Genomic DNA, 402 nt, shown 5'->3' on the forward strand with positions numbered 1-402 from the left:
GGTTCAGAACCGACATACACCTTCCCGGGCTGCATTTCTTCCCATGGCGCGCGATGCATTTCGTCATCGGTACCATCAGTACTCCAGACGAACTGGTATTCAGGGTGATCTCGCAGGTGCTGCCAGATTTGCAGCCACCGCCGGAAGTAGACATTCACCTTCACGTCAGGTACGAGGTACAGCTCAACATCTGTCGGTGCCGCCTGCATCTCATCCACCAGCGCTTTACGGCTACAATTCCGAAGCGACGCCGCCCACTTGGTCAGCATGTCTGGTGAGGCCGTCATTTTCGTGCCGCGCTGAGGGTCAGGCTGGCTGGTCAGTAACGTAGTGATAACCACGTCGCGCTGACGCCGGTACTCCACATAACCGGTAAACCCGGTATCACGCCGTTCGTTGTGG

At 57.2% G+C, this 402-nt stretch carries 1 pseudogene; it reads right to left on the reverse strand.

Annotated elements, in window-relative coordinates:
• A pseudogene (locus A6013_RS24475) lies at window positions 1-402 on the reverse strand (glycosyltransferase family 2 protein); the annotation flags it as partial.

The organism is Enterobacter sp. IF2SW-B1 (genome assembly GCF_001743375.1).
GTDB lineage: Bacteria > Pseudomonadota > Gammaproteobacteria > Enterobacterales > Enterobacteriaceae > Enterobacter > Enterobacter bugandensis.